General features: G+C 75.7%; 9 protein-coding genes. 6 read left to right on the forward strand and 3 right to left on the reverse strand.

Features of this window, described 5'->3' with window-relative positions; genetic code table 11:
- Positions 1-124: 124 nt before the first annotated feature.
- On the forward strand, positions 125-874 hold the full coding sequence (locus ACZ6AA_RS27980) for a metallophosphoesterase (RefSeq protein ID WP_468455896.1): 750 nt from the start codon (positions 125-127) through the stop codon (positions 872-874).
- 20 nt (positions 875-894) lie between these two features.
- Here ACZ6AA_RS27980 and ACZ6AA_RS27985 read toward each other — a convergent pair whose 3' ends face one another.
- Positions 895-1,647 carry a PDZ domain-containing protein gene (locus ACZ6AA_RS27985; protein WP_471460677.1) on the reverse strand — a complete coding sequence of 251 codons (753 nt, stop codon included), beginning with the start codon at positions 1,645-1,647 and terminating at the stop codon, positions 895-897.
- Positions 1,648-1,695: 48 nt separating this feature from the next.
- The gene (locus ACZ6AA_RS27990) at positions 1,696-2,562 is read right to left on the reverse strand and encodes a LysR family transcriptional regulator (protein ID WP_468455900.1); all 867 of its coding nucleotides are present in this window, start codon (positions 2,560-2,562) and stop codon (positions 1,696-1,698) included.
- A 96-nt stretch (positions 2,563-2,658) separates the two neighbouring features.
- Between ACZ6AA_RS27990 and ACZ6AA_RS27995 the strand changes: the two genes are divergently transcribed.
- The gene (locus ACZ6AA_RS27995) at positions 2,659-3,417 is read left to right on the forward strand and encodes a CTP synthase C-terminal region-related (seleno)protein (protein ID WP_468455902.1); all 759 of its coding nucleotides are present in this window, start codon (positions 2,659-2,661) and stop codon (positions 3,415-3,417) included.
- A 37-nt stretch (positions 3,418-3,454) separates the two neighbouring features.
- Here ACZ6AA_RS27995 and phsA read toward each other — a convergent pair whose 3' ends face one another.
- Positions 3,455-5,260: an O-aminophenol oxidase PhsA gene (gene phsA, locus ACZ6AA_RS28000; protein WP_471460778.1), complete on the reverse strand. Its 1,806-nt coding sequence runs from the start codon at positions 5,258-5,260 to the stop codon at positions 3,455-3,457.
- Positions 5,261-5,804: 544 nt separating this feature from the next.
- On the opposite strand from phsA, the gene ACZ6AA_RS28005 reads away from it, so the two are divergent.
- The 4 genes from ACZ6AA_RS28005 (at position 5,805) to ACZ6AA_RS28020 (ending at position 15,390) form a co-directional block, all read left to right on the forward strand.
- Positions 5,805-6,281, forward strand: a complete 477-nt coding sequence (locus ACZ6AA_RS28005; protein WP_468481108.1) for a hypothetical protein — start codon at positions 5,805-5,807, stop codon at positions 6,279-6,281.
- A gap of 215 nt (positions 6,282-6,496) precedes the next feature.
- Positions 6,497-8,962, forward strand: coding sequence for a CHAT domain-containing protein (locus ACZ6AA_RS28010; RefSeq protein WP_471460678.1), 2,466 nt, complete (start codon positions 6,497-6,499; stop codon positions 8,960-8,962).
- 9 nt (positions 8,963-8,971) lie between these two features.
- Positions 8,972-15,046, forward strand: a complete 6,075-nt coding sequence (locus ACZ6AA_RS28015; RefSeq protein ID WP_471460679.1) for a CHAT domain-containing protein — start codon at positions 8,972-8,974, stop codon at positions 15,044-15,046.
- Positions 15,043-15,390 (forward strand): hypothetical protein, encoded by a 348-nt coding sequence (locus ACZ6AA_RS28020; RefSeq protein ID WP_468455909.1) that lies wholly within the window; start codon positions 15,043-15,045, stop codon positions 15,388-15,390. Before ACZ6AA_RS28015 ends, ACZ6AA_RS28020 begins: the two co-directional genes overlap by 4 nt.
- The last annotated feature ends 9 nt before the right edge of the window (positions 15,391-15,399 follow it).

Here is a 15,399-nt window from a genome sequence, read left to right on the forward strand (position 1 = left end):
CCCATCATGGGCGGCCCGGCCTCCCCATGCCACCCGTTTGCGATTGGCCGTTCCGCCACCGACCCGACTAATGCTTGGATCCACTCCAGCCATTAGATCAACTCGGTACGGAGGGGCGTACGACATGCTGGTACTGGCGCAGATCAGTGACCTTCACCTGGACGGTACGGCACGCGCGACGGAGCGGGCCGAGCGTGTGCTCGACCATCTGCGGGCGCTGCCGGGGCCGTTGGACGCGCTCCTGGTGACCGGCGACATCGCCGACCACGGCGAGGAGTCCGAGTACAAGGAGGCCGCGCGCCTCCTTTTCACCGACGCACCCTGGCCGGTCCTGACCTGCCCCGGCAACCACGATGTGCGCGGCCCCTACCGGACGGCGCTGCTCGGCGAGAGCGCGCCCTCCGAGGCGCCGGTGAACCGCGCCCACCGCGTCGGCGGCACCGAGATCCTGATGGTCGACTCCAGCCTGCCCGGCAGCGACGAGGGGCAGTTGGACGAGGAGACGTACGCGTGGCTCGAGGACCGGCTCGCCGGGCTCGACGAGGGCACGCCGGTCCTGCTGTCCTTCCACCACCACCCCGTCCGGATGCACCACCCGCGCCTGGACACCTGGCGACTGCGCCGGCCGGAGCCCCTCGCGGCCCTGGTGGAGCGGCACCCCGAGATCGTGGGCCTGATCATCGGGCACGCGCACACCCCGGCGGCGACCACCTTCGCGGGGCGGCCGCTGATCGTCGGCCCCGGCGTCGTCTCGACACTGCGGCTGCCGTGGGAGGGCGAGGGCCTGGTCGACCTGGACGCCCCCGTCGGGCTCGCCTTCCACATCCTGGACGACGAGCGGCGGCTGACCACGCACTTCAGGGTGGTCGTGTAAGCAGCGGTTCGGGGTCGTCGTCACGTCACCAGTCCCGGTCGGACCGACAACACCTGCCGTGCGCCACTCGCGTGACGGACCGTCAGCGTGACGTTCCTGCCCGGCCCGGCCCGCGCCACGGCCTTCGCCAGGTCACCGGCCGAGGCGATCCGGCTGCCGCCGAACGCGAGCAGGACGTCACCGCGTACGAGACCCGCCGTGTGCCCGGGGCCCGGCTGGTGCACCCCGATGAGCAGCGCGCCGCCTCCGCCGGGGGCGTCGACGGCCTCGACGCCGAGGGCGGGGCGCGGGGACCCCGGTCCGAGGGCGGCGGCGCCCTTGCCGGAGGAGGTCTTCTTCGGGGACGCGTCCGGGGGCGCCTTCGGGGAGGTTTTCGGGGCCGCTTTCGGGGACGCGGCGTGGTCCGCCCCGGCCCCCGTCCCCGCCCCTGCCCCTGCCCCCGAGGCCGTCGCCGGTGCCGCGCCCATGGCCGCGCCCTGCTCGCCCGCCTGGCTCTGCATCTCCGCGAGCTTGCTCATGCCGATGACCGTGGCGCCCACGGTCCCGAGGCCGATGCCCGAGAGCAGCAGGACCGCGGCGCAGAACAGGCCGAACAGGAGTGAGAAGAGCCGTCTGCCGCGGCGGCGGGCGGCGTGCGGACGGTGGCCCTTGCGGGGTGCGGCGGAGCGTCCGGGTTTCCCGGGCGCGGCGGACACGGTGGCTGTGACGGATTCTTGGCCGGGGCCGGGCTCGTCTCCCGGCAGCGGCTTGGGACGCAACGCGGTCTGTTCCATGGCTCGCCTCCGGCCACAGCCCTACCCGGCGTGACACCGCGCGACGATTCACGAACGGGTGACGTCCAGGCGTGCGGCGAACATCTCGGCGGGGCCGTGCGGGGCCCCGGCGTGCAGCAGTTCGGTGCGGTGGACGACGCGCGGCTCGGTGAGCGCTACGGCGACGGTGCCGGGTGCGGTGGCGGCCGACTCCGGGAGCAGGACAAGGCCGTGGCCGGCGGCGACGAGGGCGGTGAGGGTGCGGACGTCGGTGCCTTCGTAGCGCAGGGCCGGGCGGAAGCCGCCGGTGCCGTGGGCCGCCCGCAGCTGGTCCAGGGGCAGGCCCGCGCCGGGCGCGTCCAGCCAGCGGGCGTCGGCGAGGTCGCCCAGGCGCAGTCCGGTGCGGCGGGCCAGCGGGTGGTCGGCGGGCAGCAGGACGCGGACGGGTTCCTCGCCGACGCCGCGGACGCCGAGCGGGGCCACGTCGGCGAGGCGCAGCGGGTCGCTGGGCGCGGCCAGGCCGTCGACGAGCCCGAGGAGGGCGGCGCCCGTGGCGACGGCCTCGGGGATGTCCGCGCGCGGCAGGACGCGCAGGGTGACGCCGGTCGGCGGGAGCGCCCGGAGCGTGCGGGGCGTCAGGGCCGTCGGCGCGGCGACGAGTGTGAGGCCCTCGTCGACCGCGCCCGCGAGGGCCGCGACCTCCGCGCGGGCCGCGTCGAGGCGCAGCAGCAGCGGGCCCGCGTGCTCCAGGAGCCGCTCGCCCGCGCGGGTGGGCGCGACGGGGCGGCGGGTGAGGAGCGGGGTGCCGAGGTCCTGTTCCAGGGCGGCGATGTGCTGGGAGACGGCGGACTGGGTGTAGCCGAGTTCGCGGGCGGCGGCGGAGAACGAGGCCAGCCGGGCGACGACGACGTACGTACGCAGGAGGTGCGGGTCCATGCCGTCCAGGATCGCCCACGTGCATCAGCGTTGCTTATGGAGGGTGCAGATTTCATCGTTGGACGTGAACGGGCGGGGCCGCCCAGGATGAGGGTCATGACCGGAACACCGGCCCCCGTGGCCCGAATCGCCCTGATCGCCGACCGCTCGCCGTCCGTCCTCGCCCACACCCGCGTCCCGCTCCTGCTGTCCGCGCTCGCCGCCCGCGACGGACTGCTCCTCGACGCCTACTGGATCCCGACGCGGGACGCCGAGGAGCCGGACGCGGTGCGCGGCTTCGACGCGGTGTGGGTGCTTCCGGGCAGTCCGTACCGCAGCGAGGCGGGCGCGCTGGCCGCGATCCGCGCCGCCCGCGAGGACGGTGTGCCGTTCCTCGGCACGTGCGGCGGCTTCCAGCACGCGCTCCTGGAGTTCGCGCGGAACGCGTGCGGCCTGACCGAGGTCGCGCACGCCGAGAACGACCCGGACGCCGAGGACCTGCTGGTGACGCCGCTGGCCTGCTCGCTCGTCGGCCACGAGGGCATGGTGCGGCTCACGCCGGGCTCGCTAGCCGAGTCGCTGCTCGGCGCCGACCGCTCCCTGGAGCGCTTCCACTGCCAGTACGGCCCCGACGGCAGCGCCCATCTGCCCACCCTCGAAGCCCACGGCCTGCGCTTCAGCGGCAGGGACGAGCAGGGCCAGGTGCGGGTCGCCGAACTTCCCGGCCACCCCTTCTTCCTGGCCTCGCTCTTCCAGCCGGAGCAGTACGGCGACGGCTCACGCGCGCATCCGTTCGTGCGGGGGCTCGCTCGGGCGGCGGTGGCGCATGCTGCGGAGGCACGGGCGTCGGAGGGGCAGGAGGCGCGGACCGCCTGAGCCCACGCCCCGCCCGCCGGGGCTGGTGGCATCGCCCTCAGAGGCCGCTCCCGTGGCCGCCGTCGTGCCCACCGTGCCCGCCGCCGTGGTCGAACTTCAGCGCCTCCTTCGGCATCACGACGAACGGCCGCATCATCCCCATGTCCTCGTGCTCGAGGAGGTGGCAGTGGTACATGAACCGGCCGTACGCCCCGTCGAACTTGCCGATGACGCGCAGGAGTTGGCCGCCGGGCACCCGGAATACGTCCTTCCAGCCGCGCTCGTTGGGGGCCAGGGGGATCCGCGTGTCCGGGTCGTGGGCGATCGGGGCGCGGGTGCCGCCGATCGTGACGTCGAAGCCCGAGGCGTCGTACGCGTCGCGGCCGAGGAGCTGGAAGTCGGCCAGGTGGATGTGCATGGGGTGGGTCACGTTCGGGTTCACCGCGAGGTTGAGGAAGCTCCACTGTTCGTACGCGCCCTCGCCGATGGTGAAGCCGAGGCCGTCGTTGAACGTGCGGGCGATGCGCCGGTACGTCTTCAGCACGCCGTCCGGTCCGCGCAGTTGGATGATGCCTTCGGTGGGGATCTGGATGGACCCCGGGTCCTTCACCTCCACCATCTCCCACATCTCCGGGTGGCCGCCGCCGCCCTTCGTGGCGGGCGGGGTGAGCACGACGAGGCGGTGGCCGTGCGGCACGCCGTGGCCGATGGCCCTGAAGGAGCCGGACAGGACCTCGGGCAGCCGGAAGGTCTCTTGGGCGCCGCCGCCCCTGCCGACGCGGAACTCCATGACGTGCGGATACGCCACGTCACCTGCCGGGTCGGGCACGCCGGGCGCCGCGTTCGGCCCCTTGTTGACCAGGCGGAGCCGCTTGCCCGCAAGCGTCCGGAAGTCGACGAGCAGGTCGAAGCGCTCGGCGGGCGCGACGGTCAGCGCGGGCAGGGCCGCGTCGAAGTCGACGGGCACGGGCCGGGGCAGCAGGCCGCCGTCGCTGCCGATCTGGTGCAGCACGCCCGGCACCGGTTCGTTGTCCTCGTCGACGAGGACCAGGTCGTACGTCCGGGCGTTCGAGGCGTTGACCAGGCGGAGGCGGTACCAGCCCGGTGCCACGTCCGCGTACGGCCAGATGCGGCCGTTGACCGTGGTGTACGGGCCGGTGAAGGGCAGCGAGACCGGCTTGCCCGTCTCCGCGTTCTTCGGGTCGACGATGGTGGTCTTGTGCAGCAGGCGGCCGGTGAGGCGGCCGTCCTCGTCCGTGTCCACGTTCCGGTCGGCCAGGATCAGGGGGATCTCCCGCTTTCCGGACGGGAGTTGGAGCGCGTCCTCCTCGTCGTCCCGGACCAGGTACGTGCCGTACAGACCCGCGTAGACGTTCCACCGGGTGATGTTCATGGCGTGGTCGTGATACCACCACTGGACCGCCTGGTGGTCGTTCGGATACTCCGACAGCTGGGCGTCGCCGTACCCCACGGCGTTGTCCGCCCAGCCGTCGTTCCCGCCGCCCGTCTGCGCGCCGTGCACGTGCGTGACCGTCCAGGCGGGCAGCGCCGCCACGTTCTTGTCCGGCTCGACGCCGTCGCGGCCCGGGCGGGTGCTCGGCGGCGGCGACGTGCGCGGGGCCTCGACGGCCGTGACGGGGAACTCGCTGTCCTTGGGCACGCGGTTCGTCCAGGCGATGCGCACGCGCTCGCCGCGGCGCACCTCGATGGTGGGTCCCGGCACGCACCCTTCGTACCCCCACATGAGCGTGGGCGGCAGCTGGGGGTGCAGGCGCACCCAGGTGGGGCGGACGGCGATCTCCGTCTCCTCCAGGACGTCGCCGCCCGCCGGGCGCAGGACGGGCGGGACGGTCAACGGCGCCATGAACGGCGCTAGTTCGCGGGGTTCGAGGTCGCGGGTTTCGAGGTCTCCGCTTTCGAGGTCGCGCGTGGCGGCGTCGAGGTCGGTCGGTCGTACGCCCGCGCCTCGGCGGGTTCCGGTGTGGGTCTGCGATCCGGTCCGAGGTTCGGGTTGGCTCTCGGTCTGCGTTGCGGTCTGAGTGTCAGTCACGTCGGTCAAGGTCGAACACCCCCGTGCTCAGCTGTCTCCAGTGATACGGCTGACTCGGCTGTTCTTCAGCCTTCACCTCAGAAGACTCCCGGCATACGGCGAAAGTTCCATGAATCTCGCATTCCGGAAAAAGGGCGCATGACGGGTGCATGGCGGATGCACGGTGGGCGCCTGGCGGCTGGCTGATGGGGTGCCGAGGGGTGGTGCGGGTGGGGGCTCCCGGGCCGCTGGTGCGGGGGAGAGATCGCGGTTTCCCGGTGCGGGAGTGACCGGCGCCTCTAGGCTGCGGGTCCCGGGACCCGGGTTCGTGTCGACCGCCCGCCCGGCCCCGTCCGCCGCCGGAAGGAGAACGCGCCCCATGCCCGACGCCCTGCCGCTGCGCGCGGAGCTGCTGCTCGACCAGGAGGCCCCGGAAGCCCTCGGCCAGGACCTGGTCGCGGCGCTCGACGGACTCGGCGTCCGCACGGCCCGCGTCCGCCGGGCCGTCGACCACCGCGGTGCGCTTGACCTCCCGTGGCTCCTGCTCGTCTCCCTGCCGCTCCAGGCCTTCCTCAGCGGCCTGGGTGCGGAGGCGGTGCGGGACGCGTACGCGTCGTTCAAGGGGGTGGTGCGGCGCGGGGCGGGCCGAGAGGCGGTGGGTGACGGCGGGGCGCCGCGTCCCTTGGTGCTCCAGGACGACCGGAGCGGGCTGAGCGTAGTCCTGGAACCGGATCTGCCCGCCGAGGCGTATGAGCAGTTGCTGGGCCTCGACCTGACGAAGTTCCGGGTGGGGCCACTGCACTACGATCGCCAACTCGGCCGCTGGCGATCGGAGTTGGACGAGGCCGCGGACTGAAGGACCCGACACCGGCTGCTGAACGGGGGCTTGTGGGAGTGGAGCCACGGACGGAGTCGGCACTCGCCGATGCGGAGAGGGCTTGCGCGGAGGGGGAGGCTCGCCTGGGGCGGCGGGGGGTGGGAGTGGGCGCCGAGGGGGGTTCGGTGGCGCGGCTCTATGGAGGGGTGAAGGCCGGGGCCAGGGGGGATGGGGGCCCGGTGGCTGAGGGTGGTGTGGGTACTGGCGGCCGGGCGGGGGCTGGCGGCCACGCGGGCGCTGATGGCTGTGCGGCCGAGCGGTCTTTCCGGCTCGCTCTGTCGCTCGCCCCCGGCTCCCGCCTCGCCGCGCGGGCCCACGTGGGGCTCGGGCGCGTCCGCCTGGCCGCCGGGGAACTCGGCGACGCCCTCACCCAGTTCCGCCTCGCCCACGACTCGGCGCCCGACGACTCCACCCCCCTGTTCTGGCTCGGCTGCGCCCTGGCCCACCAGGGCGAACTCGACGGCGCCGAGGACCACTTCACCCGTTCCCTCGCGTGCGCGGCTCCGCACCCGCGCGCCCTCGTCCAGCGCGCCTACGTACGCGTCGCGTCGGGGAACCGCGAAGGGGCGCGGGCCGACCTTCGGGCGGCGGAGCGCGGTGGGGTCCTTGACGACGAGGCGAGGTGGGTGGCGGCGGTTCTGTCGGGGGCGCGGGGCGGCGCGGCGGGGGCGTCGGGGGGCAGCGCGGCGGGGGCGCGGGGCAGCGCGGCGGCGGTGCTGACCGGCGCGGGGCCGGTACAGGGCAGCGCGGCCGATGCAGGCACCACCCCCTCCGGCACCGCCGAGGCGAGCGCCGACCCGGCGAGCGCCCCCGAACCCGAATGCGACGCCCCGCGCATCGCCACCCTGCTCCGCAAGGCCGGGCTCGCCGCGCTCCACGGCGCCGAACCGGACTGGCCGCGAGCCGCCGCCCTGTTCGGCGCGGCGTGGGACATCGAGCCGGACCCCGGGCGCTTCGCGGCGCTGTACGGCGTCGCCCTGGCCGCGGGCGGGCGGCGGGGCCACGCCGTCGACGTCCTCGACACCGCCGCCCGGCGCGACCCCGCCGACCACCGCGTCACCCACGCCCTCGCGATCGCCCTCCTCAACTTCCCGGCGGACGCCCCCGCGAATGCCCCGGCGGACGCCTCGGCGAACTCGGCGAACTCGGCGAAGGAGCCCCTCACCGGCGGCTCGCGCACCACGGACTCCTCCAGACCCCCCACATCCCCGGCGGACGCAGCACCCCCGATGCCCCCGGCGCCACCGACGGCCCCGACAGCCCCGACAGCCCCGACAGCCCCGACAGCTTCGACTGCCTCGGCTGCCCTGACAACCCCACCCTGCGAGCGAGCCATCGCCGCCTGGGGCACCCTGCTCTACGACACCTCCTTCTGGGACCGCGTGCGGCTCGCGGCCGGGCGGCGGTACGGCGTGGACGTGGGCGCCGACCTCGTGCCCGACCTCCGCACCGGGCTGCGTGACCGCGTGGCGCGGCACCTGCCCGACGAGGGCGACAGCGGCAGCCGCGTACCCCCGGACGTACTCCTCCAGCGCGAGGCCGACGCCGCGCGGCTCCTCGACGAGGCCGGAGGGTTCCCCGGGCCCTGGCCCACCCCGCTGCGCTGCGGCCCGCTGGCGATCGCCGCACTCGGCCAGGTACGGGAGTTCGGCGCCTTCACCGCCGGGAGCGGCGGCGCCCTCGCCACAGGTACGGCCACCGCCGCCGGGGCCGAGACGAGCACCGACCCGAGCCCGAAAACCGGCACCGCCACCGCCACCGCCACCGACGCGGGCACGGCAACCGCCACCGACCTCGGCCCCGCCCACCCCACCCTCCTCCACCCCTTCTCCGAACTCGGCTTCGCCCACCTCCAGTTGACCGCCGGGCTCCCCGGCGACGCCCTCGCCGCCCTCGCCGAGCTGCGCTGTCGCGACTGCCGTGCGCGGGCCCGGGCGGCGGGCTCGGCCGCGGGGCCCGTCTGTGAACCGGACTGCGCCCGCTTCGACGGGCTCAACCCCGGATACGCGGGCCTCCCCGACCGCCACCGGCGGCTCGCCCGGGACGCCCGGGAGCTGGCCCTGCACGCCCGCGTCACCCTCGGCAGGGACCATCTCACCGCCGACCGGCCGGACTTCGGCGCCGCCGCCGCGTGCTGGCGCCGCGCCCTCGTCCACAGCAGACAGCTGGAGCGCTACCGGCACACGCAGGCGGCCGTCGTCGGCCTCGCCCTCGCCGCCGCCAAGGACGCCTACCGCGCCGGGCACCTGACCCGCGCAGCGAGCACCCTGGAGACGGCCCGCTCCGTCATCGGCGCCAATGAACGCCCTCGCCTGGACGGTCAATTGGCCCGCGTCCTCGCCGACCGCGGCATCCGCGAGGCCAACCGCGAGGACGCCGACCTGGAGACGTCCGCGACGGACCTGCGGCGCTCCGTGGCGATCGGCCCGCGACTGCGGCGGGCGCAGCTCAGCCTAGGTATCGTGCTGCGCGGCCTGGCCCTGCACCGGTGGGGCTCGGGCAGCCTGTCCGGCGCGCGCACCGCCCTGGAGGAGGCCGTCGGGCAACTGACCGCCGCACTCGTCCACTTCCCCGACGACCCGGAGATCACCGAGGAGCGGAACCGCGCCCAGGGCGAACTCGACTTCGTACGCGAACAGTTCGACGAGAGCTGGAGGTGAGCGACGGCAGTGCTCCAGTACGAGGAACTGCGCATCCGGGTCCGCCCGTTCGGCCCGTCCCACTGCCTCGTGGCCCTCAGCGGCCCTGCCTGCGCTCTCGGCGTGATCGCCGTGGACGGCGCACCGGCGGCGTTCCGGGCCCGCTGGGACCGGCTCGTCGCCGCCGACCTCGGCCTCGCGCCCATGGGTGAGCGGCACACGGCCGAGCAGCTGCGTGAACTCGGCCGGGATGTGTACGAGTTGCTGTTCGGGGGTGGCGGAAGGGGAGGTGAAGGCCGACCCTGCGAGGGCGAAGTCGGGGCCGGGGTCGACGGGACCGGGGACGGTGAGGTCGGGACCTGCCTGGCCGCCGCCCTCGAACTCGCCCAGCGCCTGCGCCCCCCACGCGGCCTGCGGCTCCGCTTCGACCTGCCGCCGCACCTGCGGGAACTGCCGCTCGAAGCGCTGTGCGCGCCCGCCGGGCTGCCGCAGCAGTCCCTCGCCCTCGGCCCCGGCTACTCCCTGGCCCGCTCGCTGCCCGGCGGGCCCCTCGGCCGCCGCCTGCCCGACCCGACGGACGAGCCCAGCCTGATCCGCCTCGTCGTCGCCTGCGCCTCCCCGGCCGGGCCGGGCCCCGCGCTGCGCGTGGACACCGAAGTAGCCGCGCTGCGCCAGGAGTTGCCCGAGGTGTCCGTGCGTACCACGGTCGTCGAGCGGGCCACCCGCGAGCGTCTGGAGGCGGCGCTCGGCGCGCACGGCGACCTGCCGACGGCCGTGCTCCTCATCGCCCACGGAACGTACGACGAGGACCTCGGCAAGGGCGTCGTCCAACTGGAGACGGAGCACGGCGGCACGGACCCCGTCCCCGCCGACCTCCTGAGCGGCATCCTCCTCAAGGCGCCACGGCTGCGCCTCGCCGTCCTCAACCTCTGTTCCGGGGCGGACAGTTCGGGCCCCGACGGCGTGCACACCGAGCCGTTCTCGGGGCTCGCGCAGGCGCTGATCGGCGGGGGCGTGCCCGCCGTCGTCGCCATGCGCGGCCGCGTCAGCGACGTGTCGGCGGGGCGCTTCAGCCCGGAACTCCTGAAGGGGCTCGCGGCGAACCGGACCGTCGACGAGTCGATGGCCGCCGCGCGCCGCCGCATCTCCCATCTGCCGCGGCACACCGCCGTCGAGTGGGCGACGCCCGCGCTGTTCCTGCACGCGGGGTACCGGCACGGGTGGCTGTTCAAGGCGCGGGAGGTGCGCGACGACGACACCGCGGCGCCCGACCCGCTGCGCGAGGGCGCGGACGCCCTGCGCGCCTTCCAGCGGCCCGTCGGGCACGTCGGCGCTGCGACGCTGATCGACGCGGCACGGTTCGAGCGCGACCGGGGCGAGTGGGCGCAGGTGCTGCGGATCCTGCGGACACCGACGCGGCAGTACGAGGACGAGCAGCGGCAGTTGCGGGACGAGGCGGCCTTCGAGCTGGCCTGGCCCGAGCTGGAAGCGCTCTGCGGAGTGCTCGCCGCCGGGCGGGACGGGGCGGACGCGGCACGGCGGCTCGCCGCGGTCCGCGACGCCCTGCCGTGCCCGCTGCCCGCCGCGCTCGTCCACCGCGCGGACCGGCTGCGCCACGCCGCCGACCTGGCCGACCGGGCCCGGGCCGCGGAGGCCGCCGCCGACTGGCCCACCGCGATCGCCCTCTACGAACAGATCCTCGCCACCACCCCCGACTCCCCCGCCCCCCGCACCCGCCTCACCGCGGCCCGCACCCACCTCCACCTGGCCACCACCCTCACGACGGCCACCCACGCCCACCACCACACGGACTGGCCCCGGGCCGCCCACGCCTACGCCGAGGCCCTGACCTTCCTCCCCGACGACCCGACACTCACCGCCCGCGCGGCATACGTGCGGGGCCGGATCGCGGAGGGCGCCGGGGACTGGCGGGGGGCGGTGGAGGCGTTCGGGATCTGTATGGGGGCTGGTGGGGGCACCTTGAGCGGGGGCGCCGTGAACGGTGGGGGTGCGGGGGACGGAGTGGCGGCCGGGGGCGGCGTGGCTGTGGGGCAAAGGGGGGCTGGCGGGGAGGGGGTGGGTGCCGGGTACGGCTTGCGGGCTGGGGGCGGTGGGGCCCTGGGGAGCAGGGCTGTGGGCGTCGCAGAGGACGCCGCTCCCGGATACGGCGCAGCCACCGAGGCCACCGCACCCACCAGGAACGGCACGGCGGCCACCGAAGCGGGTGCGGCCACCGGAAACCGGGCCATCACGGCCGACCACACGCTCCCCGGAGGCAACACGGCCACCACGCCACCCGGTCCACCGACCGCCCCACCCGCACCCCTCGGCGACTCCGCCAACAACCCCGCCCCCTCCGGCCCGCCGGAAGCCCCGGATCTCTCCGACGCCCCCGTTCGGCACGCCTACGCACGCGGGCGAGCGGCGGCCGACGCGGGCGACTGGGCGACGGCGACCGACGCCTTCGGCACGTGCAGGGAGGCGGCCCCCGGGGGCGGGGTGACCGGGCACAACGACGTCACCCTCCGCTGGGCCTACGCCCAAGGCCGTCGCTGCCAGGAGCTGTGGGACTGGGGCGGCGCTGTGGCCCACCTCGCAGCGCTCCCGGCCGAGTTCGCCGACGTACAGGACCAACTCCGCTACTCCCGGGGCATGTTCGCCGACGGGCACGGCGAGTGGGAGGGCGTCATCGACGGGTTCGGCGGGCTGCCGGACGAGTACGCCGACGGCGAGGTGAAGGTGCGCCGCCTCTACGCCCGGGCCCGTGCCGCCGCCGACCGGCGCGGGGACTGGGCCGCCGCCTCCGGGCTCCTGGCCGACCTCCCCGACTCCGCCCGCGACGGCACCGTCGCCCCGCTGCGCCGCAAGGCGGAGGGCCGCCGCGCGGAAGCCAGGGGCGACTGGGCGGCGGCCTGCGCCATCTACGCCCGCGCGTTCACCGGCGGCGCCCCCGGCGGCACCCCGCCGCCACCCCGCACCCCCTTGCCACCGCACACTTCCGGGCCCGTAGGCACCACCACTCCGGGCACCCCCGCCACCACCGCATCCGCCCCCGCCTCCACACCGGCCGCTCCCCCCGCCGACACCACCTCGAACTCCCTCACCCCCAACGCCGACCCGGACTCCCCCACCGCCACCGTCGACCCGGCCCCCCTCGCCCCCGACGTCACCGCCATCCCGAACTCCCACACCGCCAACACCAACCCGGACTCCCACACCACCACCGTCGACCCGGCCCCCCTCACCACCAACACCACCGCCCCGACCCCCCTCACCCCCGCCCTCACCCCCACCACCCGCGAATCCCTCCACCTCCACCTCTACGCGCTCGCCCGCACCCACGAGCTGTCCTCCCGCTGGGCCGACGCCCTGCACGCGCTGCTCGTGCTGCCCGACGCGTGGGCCGACGTGGCGCTGCGGCGGCGGTACGCGCGGGCCCGGGTGGCCGAGGAAGCGGTCGAGGCGGCGGGCGGGGCGCCGGGGGCAGCCGCGGAGTGGCGGGCGGTCGCCGCCGCGTACGACCTGCTCGGCGAGGCGAGCGGCGCGGCCGGTACGGGTGGCGCGGGCAGCGGGGGCGGTACAAGTGGCGCTGGCGGCGCGAGCGGTGCGTGTGGCGCGGGCGGCGTGCGCGGGGCCGGTGCGGGGCGGGATCACGTCGCACGCGCCGAGTACGCCCGCGTCCGCGCCGCCGAGGCCGACGGCGAGTGGGCCGCCGTGGTCGCGGCCGCCGGGGCGCTGGGCCCGTACCGGGACGCGCCCGCCGTCGCCGCGTACGCCCGGGGCCGGATCGCGGACGCGCACCAGGAGTGGCGGCGGGCCGCCGAGGCCTTCGAGGAGTGCCGGGGGCACGGGGACGCGGACGCCCATCTGGCGTACGCGCGGGGCAGGTCGCTCGAGGCGGAGGGCCGGTGGGGCGAGGCCGTCGAGGCGTACGGGCGGGCGGCGGACCGGCTGGACCGGGCCGATGTGCGCCGCCGCAGGCTGCGGCGGCTCGTCGAGCTGCTGCCGTGGGCCGACGGCCCCACCCGGGGCCCGCTGGCCGCGGACCCGTTCGCGCTGCGCGACGAGACGTACCCCTACCGGGCGCTGCGCGCGGCGGGCGTGCACCCTGGTGTGTCCATGGCCGCGGTGAGCGACGCCTCGTACACGCTCCTGGAGCGTGGCGGGATGACGTGGTCGGAGCGGGTCGCGTGGGACAGGCTGCGGCTGCCGGGCCGACGGCTGCAGGTGGACGCGCTGCTGTACCGGTGGCAGGAGCCGGACGGGCTGCGGGCCGCGCTCGCCACGCTGTCGCCGGACGACGAGCACGCGGGGCCCGGCTTCGTGGACGTGCTGTGCGAGCGGTTCCCGGGCGACGCCCCGCTGCTTCTGCTGCTCGCGCGGGGGCGCGACGCGGCCACCGCCGAGTGGGAGCGGCGGCTCGCGGCCGCGCCGGGCGACATGGCGGCCGTGCACGGGCTCGCCGTGGCCCGGCTGTGGCAGGCGCAGGACCTGGAGCAGAGCGGGGCGTGGGAACACGCTGTGCGGACCTGGGAGTTGGCGCTCGCCTACTGGGCAACGCTGTTGAGCGACGACGTGTACTGGGACGGCTGGCGGGCCGAGCGGGCCGCCTGCTACGAGCGGGAGCTGCCCCATGAGGACATGACGCGGCTGCGCTGGGAGCTGAGCCGCCATCTGTTCGGTCTGCTCTCGGCGTACGAGCAGCGGCACACCGAGCAGGACCGGCCTCAACAGGCGGCCTGGTACGAGGAGTTGGCGGAGTTTCTGGAGGCGGAGCTGGCGGGCGCGCGGGTCCTCAAGGACGTCGGCGGGCTGCCCGGGGTGCCGGGGGCGCGCACCGCCCTCGCCTGCGGCCCGCGCTATCTGCGCCTCCTGGAGCTGCAACTGCCGCTGGCCGAGCTCGCCGCGGACCTGGACGCCGCCGCGAAGGACGGCAAGGACCCGGGCGAGTACGCGGTGCGGGAGCTGCGCTGGGCGTTCTCGGACCTGGCGCGGGCCCTGACGCTGTGCGCGGTGCACAAGTTCGAGCCCGCCCTGCGCGCCCTGCCCGCGTTCCCGACCCTGACGACGCTCCCCGACGACTGCGCGGGCCCCGCCGCCGCGCCCGACCCGCGCCGCCACATCGAGGGGTGCGCGTACTGCCAGGAGTTCCTGCGCAGGGACCCGGCGTACGTCCATCTGCCGCACCGGCACGCCCGGTTGCTGCAGGACGGGGTGGAACTGGCCGTCCGGGTGCGCCTGGAGCTGTCGCGCACGGCGCTCGCCGACGGCGAGTGCGGGCTCGGCCGGGCCCTGGAGCAGTGGGAGCGCCTGGTGCGGGTGGCGCGCCGCGCGGGGATGACGGCGCGGGCGAAGAAGGCGCTGGTGCGGACCGTGCTCGGGCGGGTGGAGGCGCTGCTCGACGAGGACCGGGTGCGCCGCGGGGACGTCCTGGACGAGGCGATCACGCTCGTCGAGGCGGTGCCGCCGGTGCTGCACCCGCTGGAGCGCGAGGTGCGCGAGGTGCTCGACGGGCGGCTCTCGTCGCTGTACTCGATGCGGGGCGTGTGGCGCGGCTACACCCGCACCAAGCACGGCATGCGCTCCGACGTGTACGGCGCGGAGGCCGACCTGCGCCGCGCCCTCGCCCTGAACCCGGCGTCCAACCACGCGCGCGACAACCTGGCCCGCGCCCTCGTCTTCACCCTGGACGCCCGCACGGACGAACTCCCGGCCCGGCTGCGCCTGTTGCACGAGGCGCTCGGCCTGCTCGACGTGGGCCTCGGCCAGGCCCTCACCCACAACTACCGCGAGACCCTGGGCGAGAGCCTGGAGGAGCTCGACCGGCTGCTCGCCACGGACCTGGGTGTCGTGGGCGTGGGCGAGCTGATGCGCAGCGACGGCGCGGAGCCGCCCCCCGACGAGAACGACCTTGCGTCCTGGGCGGCCACCCTGACCGACCGCGCGGAGGCCGAACTCGCCCGCGGCGACGTCCGCAGGGCCCTGCACCACCTGATCCGCGCCACCCGCGCCGACGTCATGGACGGCAGGGTCCGGCGGGCGCTGCTCGACGCGGTGAGCCGCTGGCTGACCGCCCTGACCACCGAAGGAGGCGGCCCCTCGTGATCAAGGATCCCGACAGCGCACCGAGCCCCTACGACGTCCTCGCCGAGGCCGGTGTGACCCCGTGGACCTCGCACGCGGACCTGCGGGACGTGCCGTTCGAGCTGCTCGCCCGGCGCCTGATGACACCGTTCACGCAGGCGGCCTGGGACGAGCTGCGCACCGTACCGGGGCGGCTGCTCGTCGATCTGTTCCGCTACGACGTGGACCTCGCCGCCGAACTCCCGGGCGCCGTCGCCGGGATCGACCGGCTGCTCGCGGAGCCGGGCGGCCCCGGCGCCGGGGATCCCCTGTCCGATGAGGCCGCCGCCCGCCTCCTCGCCGACCTCGTCCGCTTCGACGTGTGACCGCCCGAT

Source organism: Streptomyces sp. NPDC040610 (assembly GCF_055594065.1).

What these genes read in the sequence shown, in the direction of transcription:
- ACZ6AA_RS27985 (WP_471460677.1), bottom strand. Translation starts at nt 1,647, where the DNA reads ATGGAACAGACCGCGTTGCGTCCCAAGCCGCTGCCGGGAGACGAGCCC.
- ACZ6AA_RS28005 (WP_468481108.1), top strand. Translation starts at nt 5,805, where the DNA reads ATGCCCGACGCCCTGCCGCTGCGCGCGGAGCTGCTGCTCGACCAGGAG.
- ACZ6AA_RS27990 (WP_468455900.1), bottom strand. Translation starts at nt 2,562, where the DNA reads ATGGACCCGCACCTCCTGCGTACGTACGTCGTCGTCGCCCGGCTGGCC.
- phsA (WP_471460778.1), bottom strand. Translation starts at nt 5,260, where the DNA reads ATGGCGCCGTTGACCGTCCCGCCCGTCCTGCGCCCGGCGGGCGGCGAC.
- ACZ6AA_RS27995 (WP_468455902.1), top strand. Translation starts at nt 2,659, where the DNA reads ATGACCGGAACACCGGCCCCCGTGGCCCGAATCGCCCTGATCGCCGAC.
- ACZ6AA_RS27980 (WP_468455896.1), top strand. Translation starts at nt 125, where the DNA reads ATGCTGGTACTGGCGCAGATCAGTGACCTTCACCTGGACGGTACGGCA.